Source organism: Psychrobacter sp. AOP30-A2-5 (assembly GCF_052378115.1).
GTDB lineage: Bacteria > Pseudomonadota > Gammaproteobacteria > Pseudomonadales > Moraxellaceae > Psychrobacter.
In genome coordinates, this window is sequence record NZ_JBQSXK010000001.1 from 161,028 (window position 1) to 181,978 (window position 20,951).

The following is a 20,951-nucleotide window of genomic DNA, read 5'->3' on the forward strand; positions in this document are numbered from 1 at the left end:
AAAATTATGGAAGATTCCATCCAGTCTAAGCTTATATATACAAACTTGCAGTTAGATAATGCATCTGAAATGATTAATAAAGGGCAGTTTGAACAAAGCTATAAGTTATGCTTATATTTAAAGGAGCTTCTAGAAAAAGTCCATGATCTCAGTGACCCTAGTTTTTCCTACGCATTTTTTAGACTTGCTGGACTATTTGTTGATTTAGGTAATAGGGATTCCAACCTAGAGTCTTCTCAAATCGGATTGGAAATAATGGAGTCTAATAGCTTTGAACACTGTTTAACTCGTGATAGTTATTACTACTGCTTAGCAAACGCTAAAGGTAATTTGACTCAAAGTGATTCCAATAACTACTGTAAAACTGATGTCAGTAAGATAGAAAGATTTTCAGAAGTAGGGTCATTACTTCTCAAAGCAACTATGATTCGTAGAAAAAATAAAGATGTTTTGTCGCCACAGGTTATGGTTAATATGGGAATAAATCTATATCTGCAGTATAGATTTTCAGAAGCATTAAGTTTGTTTGACAAGGTCAATTGTATGGGATTAGACATTCCAGAATCTTGGGTAAATCGCAGTGAATGTTTAGCACTATTAAATCAGATTACAGAAGTATTCTCGATCCAACAATATAAAGAGGTAGCTCAAGGCTATTATCATGCTAGTGTTTCGAGTGAATTTCCTTATGACTGGCAAAATAACTTTTTCAATAAGGCTAAACACACGAAAAAAGAGATCGAAGATTATTGTTTGGATTTGGGTATAGATATAGAAGATGACAAACATTTAGACGAACAGGAATATCAATCTTTGTCAGAATATCGTAGATGGTGTTTAGATAATTTTTTAAGCCTTAGTGAACATGGTTTATATTGTAAGTGTCATGGAAGTGCGCGTGATAACTTGAATATCCCAGTGCCCACTAGAGCAGTTGCTGGAGATTTTATATTACCGATGGAGAAGGTACTAAATAGGCTTAAATCCGAATTTGGTCTTGCCAGATTAATGTTGTATGAACATCAATCTGATAAGAAAGATAACGATATTGACGATGATGCTTGCTATGCGGAGCTATATGACAACGAGCTGCTAGGAACAAACATCGAAAAGCTTCGTACTGCTTTTCGAATTTGCTTTGGTATACTAGATAAGATAGGTAATGCCATTGCTTTGTTGTTTGATTTACAACTTAAAACCAATAAAGGTAAAGTCAGGCCCTCATACTTTCATACCTTTTGGGAACTTGAAAACGAAGACAGACGTCAAAAGTTCGAAGCTTATGATAATGAAGGTTTGATTGGTTTATATAGCATAGCTTGTGATTTAAATCACAAGCTAGAAGGTGAGCTTAGTTTTTACAAGCAGTGGCGAAATGCCTTGGAGCATAGTTTTGTATTTGTTTATGAGAATGAAAAACCTGAAGATATTGAAACCTCATTAGCCTATTATGAAGAACCAGTTTTTATTTCAGAGTCCGAATTTGTTGAGAGCGCCGAGCATGTCCTGCAATTGACACGTTCAGCCATTTTTTCCTTCGTCTTTGCAGTTAGGATCAAAGCCGAGAGGGAAGCTCTTAACAATATCCCTGATATTTTAATTCAAAATAAGTTTCTTGAACAAAAAAAATATACTTAGAAAATGAAGAATAAGAGAGTACCAAAATGAAGCTCGCAGAGGCCCTACTCATTTGCCAATAAAGATAATAAATACTCATGACTAAAACAAAGCCCAAAACCCTAAAAATCGACGGCAGTACAGGCGAAGGTGGCGGGCAAATCATTCGCACTGCCCTATCATTATCGATGCTCACAGGCACACCAATCGAGATCACCAATATTCGTGCTGGAAGAGCTAAATCTGGATTGATGCGTCAGCACTTGATGTGCGTACAAGCCTCGCAGCAAATATCAGACGCTACCGTGGCAGGTGCAGCGTTGGGTAGCTCATCGTTTCGCTTTGCACCTAATGCGATTCAATCTGGTGATTACCATTTTGATATTGGTTCAGCTGGCAGTACAAGTCTCGTGCTACAAACGCTACTCCCTGCCCTACTTTTTGCCAATACCAACACACAAACGGTATCAACCGTAACAATAAAAGGCGGCACGCACAATCCACTCGCGCCAACCACGGACTTCCTACAGCAAGCGTTCGTCCCTGCATTAGCGAAATTGGGTATGCACGTGGGTATCGAATGCGTGCAAGCAGGGTTTGCGCCTATTGGTGGCGGCATGATTAAAGCGACGATAACGCCATTTATGCGCCGTGCGAATACGCCACCCTTACAGCTAACCAAGCGTGGAGAGCTTATCGGCATAGAGCTGGCTGCGAATACATTAAATTTAGAATACGATATTTGCAAACGTGAGCTTGCCAGTGCTCAAGCATCATTGGTTGAAGCAGGTATTGATAAGACACTAATTACGACTAAAAGTTTTAAATTACAAGGTATCGGTGAAGGCAATAGCTGCTATGCACAAGTCACTCATGAGGTTTCTGACACCCGAAATCATAAAGAACATCATGCCGAGGTGTTCACTTTACTAGGAGAAAAACGCAGCTCGGCGGAAAAGATAGGTTGTCGTTTATCAGGCTTAGTCAAACGTTATGTATTTAACACCGACTCACTGGTCGATGAATACTTAACCGACCAATTACTCTTACCGTTGGCGTTGGCAGGCGGTGGCGAGTTTACCGCGCGTGTCGTTAGTAAGCACGCTGAAACCCAAGCATGGCTCATTCAGCAATTTTTGCCCGTTGAGATTCAGCTTACAGTGATCGATGAGCAGAAAACTTTGGTACAAGTTGTCTGTTAAAATCACGCCACTAGCAACATCAACAGTAGCACTCTGTTACCCAATTACTGCTATGCAGTGATATCATATGTGTATGATGTAGGCGATAAATCTGAGCGCTTTGTCAGTGTCTAACAATAATGGTCATAAGAGGGTGGTTTTTGCCCTACTCTCTCTTTGAATCATTGTCACCTTTTTAATATTTATGTATTACTGTTGAGTGTAGCCATGCCCCAATCTCGTACCAATCTAAATCCTGAACCTAAAACCAACTCTCCGTATTTGGTCGGCTTATTGCTGCGCTATAGCACCTTTGGCGCTGCTATATTAATATTTTTAGCAGGTCTACTATTGCTAAATTGGTGGTTAATTATTCTCGGTGGATTTGGGGTATGCTTGGGGATTTATGACGTCATACAATCAAAGCATGCTATTTTGAAAAACTATCCAGTTGCCGGACATATTCGTTATGTGCTTGAAGATTTTCGTCCTGAAATTCGTCAATATTTACTAGAAAATGACAAAGAGCAAGTACCGTTTTCACGCCAGCAGCGGGCGCTAATTTACCAACGTGCTAAGAACGTTAGCGACACTAACGCCTTTGGTACGTTAGATAATTTATACACCAATGGTAAAGAATGGTTTTTACAATCAGCGATTAGCCAACCTCTAGAAAACAAAGATTTTCGTATTATGGTTGGCGGTGAGCGTTGTCAACAGCCGCATGATATGTCGGTATTTAATATCTCGGCGATGAGCTTTGGTAGCTTATCGGCTAACGCGATTATGGCGCTCAATCAAGGCGCAAAAATGGGCGGCTTTACTCATGATACGGGTGAAGGGGCTATCAGCCCTTATCATCGCAAGTTCGGTGGTGATTTGATTTGGGAGCTAGGTACAGGGTATTTTGGTTGCCGTGATGATAGTGGCAATTTTGACCCGCATTCTTTTGCCGAAAAAGCGGTTGATCCACAAGTAAAAATGATTGAAATCAAATTATCTCAAGGGGCAAAACCTGGTAAAGGTGGCGTGCTACCCGCGGAGAAAATCACCCAAGAAATCGCTGATACCCGTCAAGTACCGACAGGTCAAGATTGTGTGTCGCCCTCGTCGCATACAGCCTTTAGTACCCCGCGAGAATTGGTCGCTTTTTGGCAACAACTGCGCGAGTTGTCAGGCGGCAAACCTGTGGGCTTCAAACTTTGTGTTGGTCAGCCTTGGCAGTTTATGGCCATTGTGAAAGCCATGATTGAAACCGATAACTACCCTGATTTCATCGTCATCGATGGCGCAGAAGGCGGTACTGGCGCGGCTCCTGTCGAATTCATGGACAATGTCGGCATGCCGATGGTTGAAGGATTTTTATTAATACACAACACTTTGGTCGGCGCAGGCATTCGCGATAAGATCAAACTTGGCGTGAGCGGTAAAATCGTTTCTGGTTTCGATATTGCCCGTATGATTGCCTTGGGCGCAGACTGGTGTAATTCAGCGCGCGGCTTTATGTTTGCCGTTGGCTGTATTCAATCACGCTCGTGCCATACCAACACTTGCCCGACGGGCGTTGCCACCCAAGACCCGTATCGTCAAAAGGCGCTGGATGTACCGGGCAAAGCTGAGCGCGTCGCAAGCTTCCATAAAAACACTCTGAAATCCCTGGCCAGTATCGTTGGCGCAGTCGGCTTACAACACCCAAGCCAATTACAACCGTATCATATCGCGCGCCGCCTCGATGATGGGCAGATAAAACTATTGTCAAAGTTCTTTTATTTTACCGATAAGGGAGCGCTACTCAATAATAGCGCCCGCGCAGATGTGTTTAATCAGATGTGGGTCATGGCGAACCCAGATAGCTTTTTAGCCAATGATGACGCCCTCATTGCTTATAATAAAGACTCACGGGATAAAGGCAGAGAAACCACCACATCGGTGGAACAGAGCCTTGGCAACTTTGCGAGTATCACTGGCGGTGGGCAGTTAATCGGTAACGTCAACAATACTTTTCGCGATGTTCCACTTAGCAATGATGAGCAATAGTGATTAGTATTTCACTATCCATGAGCGTTTATATTTTACTCTTTATCAAAAAGACAGATGATTGATGCCAAATTTCGCTCTTCCCTTACCTTTAGGAGCAGTCGTCCTACTCTTGCTAAGTGTCAGTGCTTGCCAACCGATAAGCACTGATGCTGCTGACAACAAGACACAAAACTGGTCGTGCCAGACTCAGGATGCACCATTTTCTTATAGTGTTTGTAGCATTGACGCTCAAGCCTTGATAGGTGGTCGCTACTCATTAAAATTATTTTGGCAGCAGCCTGATAGTACGCAGCCATTACTTACCTTTGATACGTTATTAGCGACTTTACCAAAAAATCAAGCACTTAACTTTGCTATGAATGCAGGTATGTATAACGAAAATTATGCACCGATTGGTTATACCATCATTGATGGTGAAGAGATCAAATCGCTAAATCTCAAAGAAGGCGGTGGCAATTTTCATTTACTGCCCAATGGCGTGATGTGGTGGGATAAATTGGGCAACGTGCAAATTACGGAAAGTAACGCCTTTGACGATCAGCTTAACAGTAGTAAGGCACAGCCTTGGTATGCCACCCAATCAGGTCCTATGTTGGTTATCAATAACGAGATACATCCGCAATTTAATCCTGATAGTACTTCACTCAAGATTCGTAATGGCGCAGGTGTTTGTGATGACGGTCACATAAAATTTGTCAGTAGCGATGAACCGGTGACATTTTATCAATTTGCATCGTTGTTTAAGAATGACTTAAACTGTCCGAATGCTCTGTTTTTAGATGGCGGGATTGCTTCGGCATTATATGCGCCCAGCATTGATAAGCATGATAAAAAAGAGATGGGTGTGATGGTTGGATTGGTTGACAATAAAGATTAGGCGATGTATCCATTTTTCAAATAGTGATAAAAATAAGATAAATCGCACTGAATAAAAAGCACTTGAGACGACTTTGTCATCCAAGTGCTTTTTTTATTAATAGCAACAGTTAATGGCTAACAATAGCTAAAATTAACCGCCCAAACTCATCTTGGGACCAAACGGTTCATAATGAACGTTATCAACACCGTGATCTAGCGTCACTAGCCCATCGATCATGCTTTCCATAAATGGCATCGAGCCACAGACATAAATATCAGCAGGCTTAGGTAATTGAGCAAGCCACGCCTCATCTAATAGTTGTCCAGACTCAAAATAGAAAATATGCTTTTCTACAGTCTCAGCCTTTTCTAACAGCGTCTCCACTTCAGTATTGAAAGCGTGATGCGCATCATTTTGGCAAGCATAAACCCAGATAATAGGTCGTTTTGGATTGGCTAATACTTGTGCCTCCAACATAGATAGCACAGGAGTTACACCAACACCCGCACTCATCAATACTAGCGGAATCTCATTCTGCTGTAACAAGTCTTGATTGAGCGCAAAGTCACCTGCTGGTGCCGATAATAAAACCGTATCACCCACTTCTAATTGGTCGTGCATATAGTTTGAGACCAAACCATGATGCTCATTGCGATTATCGCGTCTGACCGCAAACTGAATGCCTGCATCGGTACTAGCAGAGTACAAAGAGTAATGACGTAGCGCAACATGGTCACTGTCTTTTGGATCTGTTTTCACCGTGATGTACTGACCTGCTGTTAAAGTCAATTTGCTCAGGTCGATCTGTTGATGACTTTCTGCATTATCCTTGGCTGGTACAACTGTAAAAGCCGCAATATCCGTAGCAGCTGCTACCTTTTTAGTCACTACAAAAGGCGCAAAACCCTGCCACATCGCCTCCTCATACATGCCATGTTCAATCTGAATAAATACTGAGGCAATCTCATCATAAGCTTCAGTCCAAGCATTGATGATATCGTCATTGGCAGCCTCGCCCAGCACTTCCTTGATTGCGCCGATTAAATGCTTACCAACGATAGGATAATGTTCAGGCAAAATTTGTAACGCGCGATGCTTGTGGCTGATTTGCGTGACTTGTGGCAATAACGTCGCCAATTTATCCAAGTGCTTAGCAGCGGCTAACACGGTCGTCGCCAGAGCCGTCTGTTGACGACCCAATTTTTGATTGGTTTCGTTAAAGATGTCCAACAGCTCGGGATGCTCTTCAAACATATTTTTATAAAACACCGTGGTGATTGCCGTTCCATGCTCTTCAAGGACGGGAACAGTTGCGGTGACGATTTCTAAAGTCTTTGATGAAGCCATACTGTCTCTCTTATTAATACCAATTCCAAAATATCTGAGGAGCACCGTCAAACTCGTGTAGTCTACTGAATGTAGTACTTGCACGCGCTTTTTTGCTACTAAAATGGTTGAAAATGGCATAAGTTCATTACATTGATTGGTTGATTAACATATGAAAATGAAGTGCTTAAATAAGCAACGACGACTGATTTTTACAAACGATTATCAAATTCTTGTCATCAAATTTTTCGCCGAACCAGTCAAAACGCTTCTATAAGATTCATTTAAAATGAATGTTATCATATTTTGCTACTTATACCAATGCCGTATGACTGCAAAACTGATTATTTTTGACTAAAAAGCAGCCGCTATGCTGTCATAACGGCTGCTATTATCAAAAAATATGTGGATTAACAGGTTTTATAAATTAGGGCGTATCTTTATCCAAACGTCAAAACTAACGCGCTAGATAATTGGTCATCTCTTCTACCCCATGTAAGGTCATCGGATACATTTTATTGTCGAATAGTTTCTTAATTTCAACGATGGTTTGGGTATATTGCCAGTATGTTGGATCTTCAGGGTTGAGCCAAGCGACTTTATCGAAATGCGCGAGCACCCGCTTAAGCCAAACAGTACCCGCCTCATTGTTCATATATTCAACGCTGCCACCAACTGTCATCAGCTCATATGGCGACATTGACGCATCACCGACGAAGATAACGCGATATTCGCGACCGTATTTATTGAGCAGCTCAAAGGTAGGCATCGGCGCACTATGGCGACGGTTATTGTCCTTCCAGACATAGTCATACAAACAGTTATGAAAATAAAAAAACTCTAAGGTTTTAAATTCATTTCTAGCCGCTGAAAATAGCTTTTCTAAGGCTTCAACATGGACATCCATACTGCCGCCCACATCGAACAGCATCAATACTTTGACGCGATTACGACGCTCAGCTTGCATATGGATATCGAGCACGCCTTTTTTTGCCGTGCGTTTAATAGTCTCATGAATGTCTAGCTCATCGGCGCTACCAGTACGGGCAAACTGGCGCAAGTTTCGTAGTGCCATTTGAATTTGACGGGTACCAAGCTGACTGTCATCATCAAGGTTGCGGTATTTACGCTGCTCCCAGACTTTAGCCGCGCTACGTTTACGCGATTCACCGCCAACGCGCACGCCTTCTGGATGGTCACCATAGGCACCAAATGGCGATGTACCGCCTGTACCAACCCACTTACTACCGCCTTGATGCCGCTCTTTTTGCTCTTTAAGACGCTCTTCAAGCGCTTTCATTAGCTCCTCTAACGAGCCGTATTTTTTGAGCAGTCGGCGCTGCTCTTCGGTTAAGTTTTTTGGATCTAATTTTAAGTCAAGCCACTCTTTAGGAATGTCCGTTAATTTAGCCAATAGCTCATCCATATCCAGGCTGTCGACGCCTTCAAAATAATCTGCCATTGCTCGGTCAAACTTATCAAAATGGCGCTCGTCTTTGACCATACAAAGCCGAATCAGTCGGTACATATCCTCACGACTGGCAAAGGTAGACAGCTCTGGATTTTCAGGATGCGGCTGCATCATCAGCCCTTGATCTAACGCGGCATTTAGGTCAAGCAGCTCACGCGTACTGACTGGCACACCATAAGTACGTAAGGTATAGAACAATTTGATAAACATAAGAGTCGCATCGCTTATTGGCTGATATGGTGACAAGTGAAGCCGTTTTATTAGGGCGTGTCATCATTTTGAAAATAGTCTTTCGTTTAACGGCGCATTATATTAGCAAAGCGTTGCAACAAGCTCACATCGGCTTCATTTTTAAGCAGTGCGCCATATAACGGTGGAATGGATTTTTCACCACGCAAATTTTCTTCCAGCTCTGCTTGTGCCATATCATCAGCCAGTAGGAGCGTTAACCAATCAACCAGCTCAGACGTTGATGGTGGCTTTTTAAGCCCTTGAACATTGCGCAGCTTATAAAAAATATCGAGCGCATCGTTGACCAGCTTTTCTTGAATATCAGGGAAATGCACGTCAATGATTTGACGCATGGTTTCTTCTTCTGGGAAGTCAATATAATGGAAAAAACAACGACGCAAAAAGGCATCTGGCAGCTCTTTTTCATTGTTCGAGGTGATGATAACCACTGGACGCTGTGCCGCGGTAATGGTCTCACCTGTCTCATAAACATAAAAAGACATTTTATCGAGCTCATGAAGCAAGTCATTTGGGAACTCGATATCGGCTTTATCAATTTCATCAATCAGCAACACACTGCGCTCGTTACTGGTAAATGCCTCCCATAACTTACCGGGCTTGATATAGTTGCCAATCTCATACACCTTATCATCACCCAGTTGCGAGTCACGCAAGCGCGATACGGCATCGTACTCATACAACCCTTGCTCCGCTTTAGTGGTTGACTTGATGTGCCACGTAATCAGCGGCATCCCTAAGCTTTCAGCGACCTCCTCCGCCAATAATGTCTTACCGGTGCCCGGCTCGCCTTTAATCAATAATGGTTTTTGTAACGTCATCGCGGCGTTGACCGCCAACTGCAAATCGTCAGTGGCAATATAATTTTGCGTACCAGTAAAGCTTTTTTTCGTTTTATCAGTCGTGCTCATAATCAAGTCTCAGTTATTGTTATAGATTAGGGCTATCAAGAGCCAGAAAAGAATTAAAGGCAATTGATGGCAAATAAATAATCATTTAGATTAGCACAGCATGATTGATTGCCAAAATACTCATGCGTTCGCAGTTGTTGAAAAATAATAGATACCTTGAACGCCTATTGACGGTTGGTCGGCACAGTCATAAAACGTTTTTTCATAAAAAAAGACACGCATGGTGTCTTTTTTATGGTGCTTTTCATTCACAGTATTTTTATTGATAGCGTCTTTTATGTAGCTACAATAAACCCAAAGCACAGAGCCAATCATCGCTAGCGAAATTTTAATATCACTTTACTGATGGCACTTTATTAATATTACTTTACTACTTATCAAGCTTTTCCATATTAGGCTTTTTAGCTAAACTGCTGTCTTTTTTTAAGCTAACGTCTGCTTTAGAATTAGCCGCTAAAGGCGTTTTATTAGACGGTTCAGCAACAGTGGCTTGATCGGTTAAAGTCGTGCCTTCTGTCAAATAATTACCAGTCGTCAGCTGCATGGTAGATTGTGTATCTTCTGCAGTACGACTACGCGCTTTGTCTAGACTTGACTCAAAAGCACCGCGAATAAGCTGCCAAACGAAGCCTACAAACAAGCCGACCACTAACACGACGAGTATCGGCAGCATATTGGTAATCGCGCCAGCCGTGTCCTTCATCATAATCGCATAAACCACGGCGATACTAGCGGGGGCAATCACACTTGGATCGCCAAGGGCAGTACCTGGTGCCAATAACACAGCAAACAATATCATCCAACTCATACCGCCCAACGGCCGCGGCAGCATACGAGCGACCAGCAACCACAATACCAACACAATAACGGCACCACCCAGATACGCATACATCGGTAAGTCTGCGGGTGGCACGTCTTTTACCAGCTGTCCCCACCAAATAGCAATTTCGCCGAGAATATCACTAATGGCTTCCAGCGGTAAGCTGTTTATAATACCTTTTAACCAGTCCATGCGTGTGTAGTTACCTGCGTTTATAAATTGTGCAGCGCGTTTACGCGCTTAACGATAGACAATGTGCTGTTTCAACGAACCATAATATCGAATACATTATCTTCAAAAGCCCTTAAGACATAAGCACTTGAAACACGACCTTTTGCCTCGCCACGTATTTTTTGTCTTGTCACTCATATAGCCTGCTAGTTTATCACGACTTTCTACCAAAATGCATGAGCGCAAATGTGTCGTAAACTTTTTCTTGCTGGCTGTCATGCAACATAGCCAAAAGAGGCTGATTAAAAACTCGCTTCAAAAATACCCATTAATCATAAATATTGTCTTGTGCTTCACGCGCACGTAATTCCGCTTGGCGGCGCATCACATCTTGCGGAGGCATTTGTACAAAATACCCTTGCGACTGTAATTTTGCCAGTACCTCTGCTTTATCAACGCGCGCAAGTGTCGGTGTATTGGCTAAGTCCAAGTGCATCACAAATTTACTGCGCCCTAAACTGGCACGGAAATCTTTTGGTAATACGCCAAGCCAATCTTTAATCTCATCGGTATCGTCAGGATAATCAGGACGGGCAATATAGACATACATATCGTTATGTTTGGGGAATTTATAAATATCACAATGCATAATAATGACCTATCAGAAACTATCGCCATAGATTAGCATATTTTGGGTGAATATCAGTAGTCGCTTTACGTTTTGCAATAGGCATTCATGCTAAATTGACTACTGCCTACCAACCGTAAAACGCTTTACTTATCGATACGGTATTGATTATTCTCACAAAAAATCATTTTTGCCAAAATTATTCATTTTAATCGCGTAGATGACTTGTAAAAGCGCCTTGAACCTTTCATAATAAAAGCGTTTTTCAGGAGAGAGTCTTGAGCACAATATTAAGTGCGTTCATATTAATGAGCTGGCGCTGATAATTGCTACTTGACCACCGAAGGCGCATCCACCCTGCCAATCGCTCAGGTAAAAGGACTGAAAAACACATGTCACGACTGTTTCGCTGTCTACCGTCAATTGCGTAGCACACCCAAACATAAGGCATAACAAATCTGGAGAGCGGTAAGGACGGACGACACCTTACCCACCGAAGGGGAGAAAATGCGACATCATTTAATTTGGTTTTTTAAGGCTGATGCTTTTAAAAACGTGCAATGATGGTTCGTGTTGAAAATCTCAGGTTACAGGACAGATAGGGCTTTTGCTTAAACCGACGTTCAGCGTCTGTTTGGCGGATTGCGCTATTTTTCTGTGCTACCCTTGGTTGCAATGTTTGCACCTTGCAATATTGCTTCTCGCTACTATGATAAGGCACATCAGCCCTCATACTTTGATACTTGTTTTTACGACTGGTTATCGAATGCAGCTGATGTTCACATAAGGATTTGTTATGACCACTACTCAAGATAATACTGCTCAAAGCGCCAACACTTCAGCCCCTAAACGCACACCTCTTTATCAGTCTCACGTTGATAGTGACGGCAAGCTGGTGGATTTTTCTGGTTGGGAATTACCAATCCATTATGGTTCGCAAATCGAAGAGCACGAAGCGGTACGTACTGATGCTGGTATGTTTGATGTCTCGCATATGGTCGTCGCGGATGTCACAGGTAGCGATACCAAAGCATGGCTACAAAAGCTACTGGCCAATGATGTCGATAAACTCAAAACCGTCGGTAAAGCGCTATATTCTGGCATGCTCAACGAGCAAGGTGGCGTCATCGATGACTTAATCGTTTACTTGATGAACGAAGACGCTACTGAATATCGTATCGTCTCAAACGCTGCTACTCGTGATAAAGACATGGCGCAATTTGACAAAGTCGCCGAAGGTTTTGACATCAGCATCACCGAGCGTCCAGAGCTTGCGATGATTGCCGTGCAAGGACCAAACGCTGTTGAAAAACTCGCGCAAACCAAACCTAGCTGGGCAGATACTTTAGCTGGTCTTAAGCCTTTCGTTGGTGCTGATTTAACAGACATCGAAGGCACAGATTGGTTCGTCGCTCGGACTGGCTATACTGGTGAAGATGGCGTCGAAGTCATTATGCATGGTGATGATGCACCAGCGTTTTTTGAGCAATTGAAAGCCAATGGCATTAAACCTGCCGGTCTTGGCGCGCGTGATACCTTGCGTATGGAAGCTGGCATGAACCTTTATGGTCATGACATGGACGACAACGTCAGTCCTTACGAGTGCAACATGGGCTGGACACTCGCGTTAAAAGACGATCGTGATTTTGTCGGTCGTGACGCTTTAGTCAGTAAACGCCAACAAGCAAAAGATGATAACACCGCCATGAAACAAGTCGGCTTACTATTGACGACGCGCGGCGTATTGCGTGAAGGCATGACAGTCACCATCAATCAAGGCACGGACAATGAACAAACTGGCATTATCACCAGTGGTACATTCTCCCCTAGTCTAAAAAATTCAATTGCGATTGCCCGTGTGCCTGCCAGCGTATCAGATGATGATAGCGTTCAGGTCGATCTGCGCGGCAAAGGCAAGTTCGTTGATGTGCGTGTTCTTAAGCTACCGTTTGTCCGTAATGGCAAACAGCAGTTTGACTCGTAGGCATTATAAACCCTATTATTAACGTCCACTATTTTTGTTAACCATCCTCTATTACTTAGGAGAGAGACCATGAGCAATATCCCAGCAGAACTAAAATACATCGCCAGCCACGAGTGGTTACGCTTAGAAGACGACGGTACTATCACTGTTGGTATCACTGACCATGCTCAAGACCTATTGGGTGACGTGGTATTCGTTGAATTGCCAGACGTGGGCGACATCATCGCTGTTGATGACGAAATCTCTGTAGTTGAATCAGTAAAAGCGGCTTCCGACGTTTATGCGCCTATCTCAGGTGAAGTCGTTGCGATCAACGAAGCCCTAGAAGACGATCCAGAAATCATCAACTCTGACCCATATGGCGAAGGTTGGTTCTTTAGAATGAAGCCTGACAACATCGCTGACTACGAAGCATTGCTAACCGCTGATGAGTACGAAAACGAGCTGTAATAGCAGCTTCACTCTCTCGCCTAAAAGCGGTATTTTATTTAAATGCCGCTACTTATAACCTTAAAAAACACAACTTGTTATGACAGATATTGGCGCCAGCTGATATCTGTACGCTTTTTCTTAGAATGTTTATCGCTCAATTTATTGCGTCCAATCGCTATCTGATTTATTCATATCAACTACTTGTCAGGCGCTATTAAAGAGACGTACTCAATACTGCCCCAAGTTGATCACTTAATCTCCAGCATGGATTCTCATATGACCCCTGACACTGATAATCAAGCAAACGCTCAAGCAAGTTCTCAAGAAAAATTTGCCACGCCTGATAATACACCGCAGCTGCAAGCGTTTCGTGAGGTGGTTGAATCACGTCGTTCAGTCCGCCGCTTTACCGACACAAAGATACCTGATGATGTGTTAGCAGACTGTTTGCGTTTGGCCATGCTTGCGCCAAACTCTAGCAATCTACAGCCGTGGGAATTTTATGTGATTGATGATGCGGACAAGCGCAAACGCGCGGTGAAAAACTGCATGAATCAAAATGCAGCGAAAACCGCCGCGCGTTTAATCGCAGTCGTTGCGCGCACCGATGTGTGGCATGACCATGCCAAGCAAATATTGCGCGAATACCCTGATAAGCCAGTACCCAAAAAGGTCAAAGACTACTACACCAAAGTCGTTGCCATGGACTTCTTACGAGGACCTGTCAATGTGGTATCAGCGGCTAAATGGGGTGCGACTCAAGTGGTCAGACGGGTAAAAGGTCCGATTAAATCACCTTACTATACTTTTGAAGACACCAAAAACTGGGCAACCAACAATACCGCCCTTGCGGCTGAAAACCTAATGCTTGCACTACGCGCGCATGGCTTTGATAGCTGTCCGATGGGTGGTTTTGATGAGCCTGCCATGAAGCGCTTATTAAATTTAAGCGACGATCAACATATCATTATGATGATTGGTGCTGGTGAGCGCGCTGATAATGGCGTTTACAACAGCCAGTTCCGCTTTGACCAAAAGCAATTTGTTCATTACGTATAAAATCTTAAACCGTCATTAGTTATTATTACTAGTTATTTTAGCCATCCCTTTATTACTCCCTTAACCAAGGATTGTCATGACTATCTCGCAAAACCCAACGTTTGATACCTTTAAAGGTTTATTCAACGAAGCTGAATTTGTCTATCGTCATCTAGGCTCTAATGAGACCAAGCAAGCTGACCTGCTCAGTGCCGTTGGTTATCAAGACATGGCGAGCTTCATCAACGATACCGTGCCTGAGCCAGTGCGCTTGCATAAAGAGCTAGACTTGCCAGTGGCGATGAGTGAACATGCCGCGCTTGCCAAATTGCGTACCATGGCAGATGACATCACTGTTAATAAGAGCTATATCGGACAAGGCTACTCGCCAGTACGTATGCCTGCGGTCATTCAGCGTAACGTCCTTGAAAATCCAGGCTGGTACACAGCTTACACGCCTTATCAGGCAGAGATTGCCCAAGGTCGTCTAGAAGCCTTGCTAAACTTCCAGCAAGTATGTATTGATTTGACTGGTCTTGAGCTCGCTGGCGCGTCATTGCTTGATGAAGCAACCGCAGCCGCAGAAGCCATGGCAATGTCAAAGCGTGTGAGCAAAAGCAAATCAACGCAGTTTTTTGTTGATGACCGTATCTATCCACAAACCTTAGATGTTATTAATACCCGTGCCAAGTACTTTGGTTGGGAAGTGGTGGTTGGTGATTTCGAACTGGCTAAATCAGGCGATTATTTTGGTGCGCTATTCCAATATGTCGGTGTTGAAGGCGACGTAAAAGACTTAACCGACGTCATTACTGCTGTGAAGAAAAATAAAACTTATGTGAGTGTCGTCAGTGACATCATGAGCTTGGTATTATTAAAATCACCAGCAGATATGGGCGCAGACGTCGCTTTAGGTAGCACGCAGCGTTTTGGTATCCCAATGGGCTTTGGTGGTCCACATGCTGCTTACTTTGCCTTCTCTGACAAAGCCAAGCGCTCAGCGCCTGGTCGTATCATCGGCGTCTCTAAAGATTCACAAGGCAATACTGCCCTACGTATGGCACTACAAACTCGTGAGCAGCATATCCGCCGCGAAAAAGCCAACTCAAACATCTGTACCTCACAAGTATTGCTCGCCAACCTAGCCGGTATGTATGCCGTTTATCATGGTCCAGGTGGCGTGAAGCGTATTGCAACTCGTATTCACGCGTTTGCCACTGCCTTTGCTGATGTCATTAAAAATGCTAATGACAGCAATTTAAACGTGGTACATGATCAGTTCTTTGACAGCGTCGTCGTTGATTGTGGCTCAGAAAAACTGGCCACTCAAATTTTCGAAAATGCTGACAATGTAGGCTATAACTTATGGCGTCTTAGTGAAACCAAATTAAGCGTCGCGTTTAGTGAAACCAGCGATCAGCATGACTTTAATGTATTAACTCAACTGTTTGTCAGTAAAGCACATGACCTACCAGAAGACGCTCGCGTTTCTCTTGATAGTGCACACTTGCGTACCGATGCTATTTTATCGCATCCAGTATTTAACTCGCATCATACTGAACACGAAATGCTGCGTTATTTAAAATCACTTGAAGACAAAGATTTAGCAATGAACCGCAGCATGATTTCATTGGGTAGCTGTACCATGAAACTGAATGCCACCAGTGAGATGCTACCGATTACTTGGCCCGAATTTGCTAATGTGCATCCTTTTGCACCACGTGACCAAGTCACAGGCTACGTTGCCATGATTGATAGCTTGCAAGACCAGCTGAAAGCCATTACTGGTTTTGATGATGTGTCTATGCAGCCAAACTCTGGCGCTTCAGGTGAATATGCTGGTCTGCTAGCGATTCGCCGTTATCACGAATCATTGGGTGAAACTGACCGTGATGTTTGTTTAATCCCTCAGTCAGCGCACGGTACCAACCCTGCGACAGCTATGATGATGGGTATGAAAGTAATCGTGGTTAAAACTGATGACAATGGTAACGTTGACATCGATGATCTAACTGCTAAGTGTGAAGAAAACAGCGCCAATCTAGGTGCATTGATGATTACTTATCCATCGACGCATGGCGTGTTTGAAGAAGGCATCCGTAAGATCTGTGATCTTATCCATAATCATGGCGGTCAAGTTTATATGGATGGTGCCAATATGAATGCACAGGTTGGCATGATGCAACCGGCTGACGTTGGCGCTGATGTACTACACATGAACTTGCATAAAACCTTCTGCATCCCGCATGGCGGCGGCGGTCCAGGCATGGGCCCTATCGGCATGAAGTCGCATTTAGCACCCTTTATGGCCAATCATACATTGAGCCCTGTGCATAATGCGCAAAAAGACTGCTCGGCCGTATCGGCAGCCCCTTATGGTTCAGCAAGTATTTTACCAATTTCATGGATGTACATTGCCATGATGGGTCGTGATGGTCTGCTAAAAGCCACTGAGCTTGCGCTATTAAATGCTAATTATGTCGCTGCTCAATTAAAAGACCACTACCCTGTCCTTTATACGGGCAAAAATGGTCGCGTTGCTCACGAATGTATCATCGATATTCGTCCGTTGAAAGAAGAGACGGGCATCAGTGAAAGCGATATTGCTAAGCGCTTGATGGATTACGGTTTCCACTCACCAACGATGAGTTTCCCAGTTGCGGGTACCTTGATGATTGAACCAACTGAGTCTGAATCTAAAGAAGAATTAGATCGTTTCATCAGTGCCCTAAAATCTATCAAAGCCGAAGCAATGAAAGCCAAAGCTGGCGAAGAGGGTTGGACGTTAGAAGACAACCCACTGGTCAACGCACCGCATACCGCTGCGATGGTCACCAACAGCGAATGGACGCACCCATACAGCCGTGACACAGCAGCATTCCCACTGCCTTATATCCGCGCCCATAAGTTCTGGCCAAGCGTAGCACGTGTCGATGACGCTTATGGTGATAAGAACCTCATGTGTTCTTGCCCAAGTATCGAAAACTACATGTAGTTTTCAAATAAGTATGAACAGTTGATATAAAAATAAACCTCCAAGTCAACAGCTGATTTGGAGGTTTTTATTTTGTATGTACTTTATCTGACTTGTTATGCTCTTAGCATGGTTAACTCTAAATAAAACAAAATATGATCAGAATAGCCTGCTACTAATACATATTTTCCTTGCTTGCTGTGCGACTTCGTCACTGTAGATGCTACGTAAAACTTATCTCAGCAGCACTTAATTCTTTTTAAATTTAATCGACTATAGTTAGTTAAAATCATAATTGTGTCTATAAGCAAACGCTTTATAATGATCTTCTCATTTAATCTTATGTGGAATAGCTAAAATGACTCGTGCAAATAAAAATACGACAGTGTCTAATCACGAGCCCATTCAGCTTGAAGGTGTCATACTCATAGCAGGCATCATGTTTTTTGCTGCTCTAGCCACAGTTATCAGTATCTATTTTAATGACTATAAGTTAAACATCAGCTGTGAAAAAAAACGACCTGATGAAATAGCAATCTGCCAAATTGTTAAAGTAAACCTACTTGATCAGAAGACTGTATTATTTGATGACCAACCTATTACTACTGCTAATATATTAGGAGTATTCGTTTTTAACAGAAGTCCTAGCGCAGTTAGTAACAACTTCCAAAAAAAGCTGTGCAAAGCTCAATTATATGGTAGTTATGGAGAAGTAATTTGGAAAACTCAGCATTCTAATGAATGGTGGAAACAAAACTGCTTTGGATATGATGATAGTGGCGCTTTTATAGATTACTTAGAAAATCAAGAAATTGCAGAAAACAGAAAGCTGAATCACAACTACCAACTTGTTATCTATAAACATTGGGATAAGTACTTACTAAGCTTTCTAGGTTGGGCAGTGGTTTGCTCAATTATCCTTATTATATATTGCCATATAAGGTTGGGAATAGAACTCCGTAAAATGCGTCAAACTTGAGCTAGATTTAATATACATAGATTATATGAGTTATAAAGACTGGTTCTTCACGTTTTTAGCCTTCTTTTTCATATGTTACCAAAACTATTTTTACTTTGTTGGAAAATGCCATGCCACAAAAAAACTGCGTCATTCTCATCCATGGTCTGCACCAAACCGCTTGGATCATGCGACCACTGGCCAAACGCTTGCAAGCAAAAGGATTTGATACTCATCAATTCGGTTATCGTAGTATGCGTGACGGTATCAAAACCAATAGTGCCCGCCTAAATAGCTGGCTAGAAAACCATCATCACCCTGACCAACCGATAGATTTGGTCGGTCATAGTTTGGGCGGTCTGATTATTCGTGATTTTGTCACTGCATATCCGCAGTGGCAAATCGGACGCTGCGTAACGCTTGGAACACCGCATGTAGGCAGTGTATGTGCTGACTACATTTGGCGCTTGACCCCAGCTGTGGTGGGGCGCTCCTACATCGATGCGCTAGATGGAACGGTCGCACCCTTACCGGAGCATATTACCTTAGGTGTGATTGCGGGTAATCGCCCCTACGGTTTGGGTCAGCTGTTTTTACAGTATCATAATCGAAAATTGCGTCGAGCAGATAATATGCCATCAGTAGAACATCTGCTACATGATGGCACCGTATATGTAGCAGAAACCAAAATAGAAGCAGCCACGGATCATATCGTATTACCAGTGTCGCATACTGGGATGCTGGTCGATAAAACCGTGGCCGCGCAAACCAAGTACTTTTTACAACATGGACAATTCGAGCATAACAAGCTTACGTCTTGAGAAAAGCATCATCTTTTATCAATGATAGAATCTTATGGCTTATCGAACATTGATCCCCATACCCTGCTGCAACTCAGTTTTATGTTTTTTGATGACTGGAATCAGGGTGTTCATGACCCAGTCATTCCGCCAACCTTTTAAGCCCTCTGGCAATTCACTTAATTCCTTATCAAAGGCAATGACTTCATATAACTGCCCTAGCCATTTTTTACGCATCAATACACTAGCAGGAACGCCTATAGTACGTGCATGCTCATCAATCGCTTGCTGCACTGCTTTTGACAGTACTTTATTTTTTGAGCGATACGGCGGTAATAGGCAATCAGGAAATTCAGCAGGGTGCAGGTTTTTTGCTTGATTTATCACTTTTAGCAGCTCTTCGCCGTATAAGCGTAACATACTGCGGTGCATCGTGGTTTTGTGCGCAAGCTCTCGCATATTACTTGGTCTTTCAGTGATGATCTCACGTACTGCTTGTTTTTTAATCACAAACGTACGTGGCTGATTGGTCGAACGCGCCAGCTCCTCGCGCCACGTCGCAACCGCCTGCAGTATCGCCATCTGCTGTGAAGTATAACGATAATCTGCCATTGTTAGGTACATTGCGCTGTCTTCAACATGCTGAGCATCACACAAATCACTGGCATAAAGCTGGCAATCTGCCCATACATAATCGTACAAACCTTGCTTTTTTAACGCATATTCAAGACTTAAATAGAGTGCTGGCAAAAAGCGTACGTCATCAATCGCATACTGCTCTTGCTCGTCTGATAATGGACGTTGCAGCCAGTCCGACTGGCTTTGTTCTTTATCAATGTGCATGTCTAGCTGGTCGTCAAGCGCTTGTTGATAGCCCATTTGCAATTGACCCGTTAAGTAAGACAACGCAATTTGCGTATCAAATATATTGGTCAATGGCGGACAGCCAGATAATAAGTAAAAAATACCCAAATCCTCACCACAGGCATGCCAAATCGCCACATCCACTTTCATCAGCGCTTGCCACAGCTCAGCCAATTGCAGTTGCGGGGCGTCTAGCAAATAAATATGATCACCCACATTTAACTGCACCAATGCCAAGCGCGGATAATAAGTATCACGTTTGATAAACTCAGTATCTAACGCCACCCGACCACAAGTTGCCAATGCATCGATCACTTCAGCCAAACCATTTTGCTCACGCACCCACGTGACAGCAACTTCGTCGGCACTATCTAGCAGCGCATCAATATCTGGCTCTGACGGTAGATCTGCTGACTCTATTTTAGAACTGATTGATGGTGCTAATAAATCATCAGAAGCAGCAACGTTAATGTTGTCTACAAGGTTTGATTGGATGGCAGCAGTTGAAGCTGTTGGAGCATGGTTGGACACGGGCAGATACCTGCATAAATAGGAGAAAATAAAACGCTAAAGGGCGTCTCAATAAAAGTAAATAATAGAATACTAGGGCGTGTCCTCATTTTAAAAA

The 20,951-nt window shown here is 43.1% G+C and carries 16 protein-coding genes and 2 riboswitches; of the genes, 10 read left to right on the top strand and 6 right to left on the bottom strand.

The window, feature by feature from the left end:
- The first annotated feature begins 6 nt into the window (after positions 1-6).
- From ACT3S4_RS00660 to ACT3S4_RS00675, 4 genes are all read left to right on the top strand, one after another.
- Positions 7-1,638, top strand: a complete 1,632-nt coding sequence (locus ACT3S4_RS00660; RefSeq protein ID WP_201581605.1) for an LA2681 family HEPN domain-containing protein — start codon at positions 7-9, stop codon at positions 1,636-1,638.
- Between the two features lie 77 nt (positions 1,639-1,715).
- Complete coding sequence (gene rtcA / locus ACT3S4_RS00665; protein ID WP_201560050.1) at positions 1,716-2,819, top strand: RNA 3'-terminal phosphate cyclase; 1,104 nt, start codon at positions 1,716-1,718, stop codon at positions 2,817-2,819.
- Between the two features lie 207 nt (positions 2,820-3,026).
- Positions 3,027-4,835, top strand: a complete 1,809-nt coding sequence (locus tag ACT3S4_RS00670; RefSeq protein ID WP_444760184.1) for an FMN-binding glutamate synthase family protein — start codon at positions 3,027-3,029, stop codon at positions 4,833-4,835.
- 64 nt (positions 4,836-4,899) lie between these two features.
- Entirely contained in the window at positions 4,900-5,715 is an 816-nt protein-coding gene (locus ACT3S4_RS00675; RefSeq protein WP_444760185.1) for a phosphodiester glycosidase family protein, read from the top strand.
- Between the two features lie 132 nt (positions 5,716-5,847).
- Here the strand turns inward: ACT3S4_RS00675 and ACT3S4_RS00680 are convergent, their stop codons facing one another.
- The 5 genes from ACT3S4_RS00680 to ACT3S4_RS00700 form a co-directional block, all read right to left on the bottom strand.
- Positions 5,848-7,044 (bottom strand): globin domain-containing protein, encoded by a 1,197-nt coding sequence (locus ACT3S4_RS00680; RefSeq protein ID WP_444760186.1) that lies wholly within the window; start codon positions 7,042-7,044, stop codon positions 5,848-5,850.
- Between the two features lie 436 nt (positions 7,045-7,480).
- Entirely contained in the window at positions 7,481-8,704 is a 1,224-nt protein-coding gene (locus tag ACT3S4_RS00685) for a vWA domain-containing protein (protein ID WP_201560053.1), read from the bottom strand.
- 86 nt (positions 8,705-8,790) lie between these two features.
- The gene (locus ACT3S4_RS00690) at positions 8,791-9,654 is read right to left on the bottom strand and encodes an AAA family ATPase (RefSeq protein WP_444760187.1); all 864 of its coding nucleotides are present in this window, start codon (positions 9,652-9,654) and stop codon (positions 8,791-8,793) included.
- A 370-nt stretch (positions 9,655-10,024) separates the two neighbouring features.
- A complete protein-coding gene (locus ACT3S4_RS00695; RefSeq protein WP_444760188.1) occupies positions 10,025-10,666 on the bottom strand; it encodes a hypothetical protein in 642 nt (213 codons plus the stop codon).
- A gap of 307 nt (positions 10,667-10,973) precedes the next feature.
- Positions 10,974-11,294: a YcgL domain-containing protein gene (locus ACT3S4_RS00700; protein WP_045451381.1), complete on the bottom strand. Its 321-nt coding sequence runs from the start codon at positions 11,292-11,294 to the stop codon at positions 10,974-10,976.
- A gap of 235 nt (positions 11,295-11,529) precedes the next feature.
- Positions 11,530-11,667: riboswitch (glycine riboswitch) on the top strand.
- 54 nt (positions 11,668-11,721) lie between these two features.
- Positions 11,722-11,881: riboswitch (glycine riboswitch) on the top strand.
- A 188-nt stretch (positions 11,882-12,069) separates the two neighbouring features.
- Between ACT3S4_RS00700 and gcvT the strand changes: the two genes are divergently transcribed.
- From gcvT to ACT3S4_RS00730, 6 genes are all read left to right on the top strand, one after another.
- The gene (gene gcvT, locus ACT3S4_RS00705) at positions 12,070-13,257 is read left to right on the top strand and encodes a glycine cleavage system aminomethyltransferase GcvT (RefSeq protein WP_444760189.1); all 1,188 of its coding nucleotides are present in this window, start codon (positions 12,070-12,072) and stop codon (positions 13,255-13,257) included.
- Between the two features lie 69 nt (positions 13,258-13,326).
- Positions 13,327-13,707, top strand: a complete 381-nt coding sequence (gene gcvH, locus ACT3S4_RS00710; RefSeq protein ID WP_011280078.1) for a glycine cleavage system protein GcvH — start codon at positions 13,327-13,329, stop codon at positions 13,705-13,707.
- A gap of 258 nt (positions 13,708-13,965) precedes the next feature.
- A complete protein-coding gene (locus tag ACT3S4_RS00715) occupies positions 13,966-14,748 on the top strand; it encodes a nitroreductase family protein (protein ID WP_426243190.1) in 783 nt (260 codons plus the stop codon).
- 76 nt (positions 14,749-14,824) lie between these two features.
- Positions 14,825-17,722: an aminomethyl-transferring glycine dehydrogenase gene (gene gcvP / locus ACT3S4_RS00720; RefSeq protein WP_444760190.1), complete on the top strand. Its 2,898-nt coding sequence runs from the start codon at positions 14,825-14,827 to the stop codon at positions 17,720-17,722.
- Between the two features lie 337 nt (positions 17,723-18,059).
- On the top strand, positions 18,060-18,680 hold the full coding sequence (locus tag ACT3S4_RS00725; RefSeq protein WP_444760191.1) for a hypothetical protein: 621 nt from the start codon (positions 18,060-18,062) through the stop codon (positions 18,678-18,680).
- 110 nt (positions 18,681-18,790) lie between these two features.
- Positions 18,791-19,480 (top strand): esterase/lipase family protein, encoded by a 690-nt coding sequence (locus ACT3S4_RS00730; RefSeq protein WP_444760192.1) that lies wholly within the window; start codon positions 18,791-18,793, stop codon positions 19,478-19,480.
- A 39-nt stretch (positions 19,481-19,519) separates the two neighbouring features.
- Here ACT3S4_RS00730 and ACT3S4_RS00735 read toward each other — a convergent pair whose 3' ends face one another.
- Complete coding sequence (locus ACT3S4_RS00735; RefSeq protein WP_444760193.1) at positions 19,520-20,854, bottom strand: ribonuclease D; 1,335 nt, start codon at positions 20,852-20,854, stop codon at positions 19,520-19,522.
- Between the last annotated feature and the right edge of the window lie 97 nt (positions 20,855-20,951).

What these genes read in the sequence shown, in the direction of transcription:
- ACT3S4_RS00715 (WP_426243190.1), top strand. Translation starts at nt 13,966, where the DNA reads ATGACCCCTGACACTGATAATCAAGCAAACGCTCAAGCAAGTTCTCAA.
- gcvP (WP_444760190.1), top strand. Translation starts at nt 14,825, where the DNA reads ATGACTATCTCGCAAAACCCAACGTTTGATACCTTTAAAGGTTTATTC.
- ACT3S4_RS00685 (WP_201560053.1), bottom strand. Translation starts at nt 8,704, where the DNA reads ATGTTTATCAAATTGTTCTATACCTTACGTACTTATGGTGTGCCAGTC.
- ACT3S4_RS00680 (WP_444760186.1), bottom strand. Translation starts at nt 7,044, where the DNA reads ATGGCTTCATCAAAGACTTTAGAAATCGTCACCGCAACTGTTCCCGTC.
- ACT3S4_RS00730 (WP_444760192.1), top strand. Translation starts at nt 18,791, where the DNA reads ATGCCACAAAAAAACTGCGTCATTCTCATCCATGGTCTGCACCAAACC.
- rtcA (WP_201560050.1), top strand. Translation starts at nt 1,716, where the DNA reads ATGACTAAAACAAAGCCCAAAACCCTAAAAATCGACGGCAGTACAGGC.
- ACT3S4_RS00660 (WP_201581605.1), top strand. Translation starts at nt 7, where the DNA reads ATGGAAGATTCCATCCAGTCTAAGCTTATATATACAAACTTGCAGTTA.
- ACT3S4_RS00695 (WP_444760188.1), bottom strand. Translation starts at nt 10,666, where the DNA reads ATGGACTGGTTAAAAGGTATTATAAACAGCTTACCGCTGGAAGCCATT.
- ACT3S4_RS00690 (WP_444760187.1), bottom strand. Translation starts at nt 9,654, where the DNA reads ATGAGCACGACTGATAAAACGAAAAAAAGCTTTACTGGTACGCAAAAT.
- gcvH (WP_011280078.1), top strand. Translation starts at nt 13,327, where the DNA reads ATGAGCAATATCCCAGCAGAACTAAAATACATCGCCAGCCACGAGTGG.
- ACT3S4_RS00725 (WP_444760191.1), top strand. Translation starts at nt 18,060, where the DNA reads ATGACTCGTGCAAATAAAAATACGACAGTGTCTAATCACGAGCCCATT.
- ACT3S4_RS00670 (WP_444760184.1), top strand. Translation starts at nt 3,027, where the DNA reads ATGCCCCAATCTCGTACCAATCTAAATCCTGAACCTAAAACCAACTCT.
- ACT3S4_RS00675 (WP_444760185.1), top strand. Translation starts at nt 4,900, where the DNA reads ATGCCAAATTTCGCTCTTCCCTTACCTTTAGGAGCAGTCGTCCTACTC.
- gcvT (WP_444760189.1), top strand. Translation starts at nt 12,070, where the DNA reads ATGACCACTACTCAAGATAATACTGCTCAAAGCGCCAACACTTCAGCC.
- ACT3S4_RS00700 (WP_045451381.1), bottom strand. Translation starts at nt 11,294, where the DNA reads ATGCATTGTGATATTTATAAATTCCCCAAACATAACGATATGTATGTC.